Origin of the sequence: Streptomyces sp. SID3343, from assembly GCF_009865215.1 — a bacterium.
Classification (GTDB): Bacteria; Actinomycetota; Actinomycetes; order Streptomycetales; family Streptomycetaceae; genus Embleya.
This window is the reverse complement of sequence record NZ_WWJX01000666.1, coordinates 1-2,407: the sequence shown is the minus strand read 5'-3', so window position 1 is coordinate 2,407 and position 2,407 is coordinate 1. Positions and strand designations below refer to the sequence as shown.

Genomic DNA, 2,407 nt, shown 5'->3' with positions numbered 1-2,407 from the left:
CACCCCCCGCGCCGGTTGGCGAGGGGCGTGCGGCGCCAGGGGTGTGTCGCGTCGAGGCGGGAACCCGGTGCCACCCGCTCGGGGGCCGGTCCGCCGCGCCTATTCGACGGTGCGGACCGCGCCCGACGGACACAGATGCGCGGCTTGGCGCGCGGCGGTCCGGTCCACGGCTTCCGGGGCGGGCACGAGGACGGTGACGAGACCGTCGTCGTCCTGGTCGAAGATCCGCGGGGCGGTCAACACGCACAGGCCGGCGCCGACGCAGACGTCGCGGTCGGCGACGACCCGCATGGCCGACTCGTTCGGCGCGGTCACCACGTGACCGGGAGTTCGTTCACGCCCTGGATCGTGGTCCCCGGCCGGAGCGTCAACTGCTCGACCGGTACCGCCAGGCGCAGTGTCGGAATGCGTTCGAAGAGCGCCGTGAGGATCACCTCGAGTTCGAGGCGGGCGAGGTTTTGGCCGAGGCACTGGTGCACCCCGTAGCCGAAGGCGAGGTGGTGGCGGGCGGAGCGGTGTACGTCGAAGGTGTCGGGATCCTCGAAGACCGAACCGTCGCGGTTGGCGATGGAGTTGGAGACGATGACGCCCTCGCCGGCGCGGATGAGTTGCCCGTCGATCTCGATGTCGGCCGTGGCCACGCGTCCGCCGGCGAGGTCGGCGATGGCGAGGTAGCGCAGCAGTTCCTCGACCGCGCCGGGGACCAGGTCGGGATCGGCGCGCAAGGCGGCGTGCTGGTCGGGGTGTTCCAGGAGGGTGATGACGCTGAGCGAGGTCATCGAGGCCGTCGTCTCGTGGCCGGCGACGAGCAACAACACCGCGGTGGCGATCAGTTCGGCCCGATCGATCTCGCCGCTCGCGAGTTGGCCGGCGACCAGATTGTTGAGCAGACCCGGGCCGGGGTTCGCCTGAAGCCTGGTGATCAACCCGTCCAGGTAATCGCCGAGTTCGTCGCGCGCGGTGACGGCCTGCTTCGCGTCCGCGGCCTGGAGCAGGCGCCTGCTCGCGTCCTGGAACAGGTCGTGGTCGGCGTACGGGACGCCCAACAGGCGGCAGATCACCATGGAGGGCACCGGTAACGCGAATCGGGCGACCAGGTCGGCGGGAGGGCCCGCAGCGAGCATCGCGTCGATGAAGTCGTGCACGATCCGCTCGATGTCGGGGCGCATGTCCTTGATGCGCTTGACGGTGAACTCGCTGATCGTCATTCGCCGCTTGGGGCCGTGCTCGGGCGGATCCAGACCGATGAAGGCCTGGTCGCGCTCGCGCAGGGCCTCGAACCGCGGCGAGGTCGCGGGGAAGTCGAGGCTGGTGCGGTCGGAGGACAACCGGGGGTCCGCGAGCAGCCTGCGGGCCGCGTCGTGCTTGGTCACCACCCACGCGGGGCGGCCGTCGTAGAGCACGACTCGGCGCAGCGAGTCGGGTTCGTCGCGGAACCGGTTGTATTCCTCGGGCAGCCGGTAGGGACACGTGCGATTGTTCGGATAGGCGGGGGCGGCCTCGTCGGTCTTGAGCGTCGCAGCGATCTCGGTCATCGATCCCCTCGAAGCTTCCGTCGGGTAAAGAACGGGCAGTTCTCTACTTTTGAGGCTAGAGTCCTCTCACTGGGAACGCAACGACCTCTCCATAACTTTCGGGAGTCACGCTGTCACCGAATGTCGAAGATCTGGTCGAATCGGCCGTGGACCACCGCAAAGGACCCCGGCGGCGCGGCGAGGAACTGGAGAACGCCATCCTGGCGGCGACCCTCGAGGAACTCGCCGAGGTCGGCTACGCCGGGCTGACCATGGAACGAGTGGCCGCCCGGGCCCGGACGGGCAAGGCCGTGCTGTACCGCCGCTGGTCCGACCGCGCCGAACTGGCCGTCGACGCCTGCCGGTTGGGGCGCGTGCCCGACGACGACCTCCCCGACACCGGAGCGTTGCGCACGGATGTGATCGCCCTGCTGCGGCACATGGCGGCCAAGATGGCCAGCCCGCTCGGCGGCATCCTGCGCGGCCTGCTCGGCGAGATGACCCGCGACCCCGCCCTCTCCAGACTGATCCTGGACCGGATCCACACCGTCGGCCCGGCGACGATCCACGTCATCCTGGAGCGAGCCGTCGAGCGCGGCGAGGTCGCCCCGCGCATCCTGACCTCCCGACGCGCCACGGTCGCCACCGACCTGCTGCGCAGCGAATTCCTGCTGTTCGACACCCCCATCGACGACGAGATCATCACGGACATCGTCGACGAGGTCTACCTCCCCCTGGTCCTGAACCCGCCCCCGACACCAACCGACGACGGGTGAGGGGGCGGCATGCTCGGCGAGAACGAACCCCGGCGCCTCGCGGCCGGCCCCGACATCGGTGAGCAGCCCGTCGCCACCGGCCGGCCGCCGGGCCCCGCGGGCGGGCCCGACGCCCTC

3 protein-coding genes are annotated in these 2,407 nt (G+C 70.4%); 1 reads left to right on the top strand and 2 read right to left on the bottom strand.

From position 1 onward, the window contains the following. Window positions 1–99: 99 nt before the first annotated feature. Window positions 100–291, bottom strand: coding sequence for a (4Fe-4S)-binding protein (locus GT354_RS20585; RefSeq protein WP_161357815.1), 192 nt, complete (start codon window positions 289–291; stop codon window positions 100–102). Window positions 292–311: 20 nt separating this feature from the next. Further along, the gene (locus GT354_RS20580; protein WP_161357813.1) at window positions 312–1,535 is read right to left on the bottom strand and encodes a cytochrome P450; all 1,224 of its coding nucleotides are present in this window, start codon (window positions 1,533–1,535) and stop codon (window positions 312–314) included. Window positions 1,536–1,681: 146 nt separating this feature from the next. Here GT354_RS20580 and GT354_RS20575 point away from each other — a divergent pair, with 146 nt between their 5' ends. Next, complete coding sequence (locus GT354_RS20575) at window positions 1,682–2,290, top strand: TetR/AcrR family transcriptional regulator (RefSeq protein ID WP_346012100.1); 609 nt, start codon at window positions 1,682–1,684, stop codon at window positions 2,288–2,290. The last annotated feature ends 117 nt before the right edge of the window (window positions 2,291–2,407 follow it).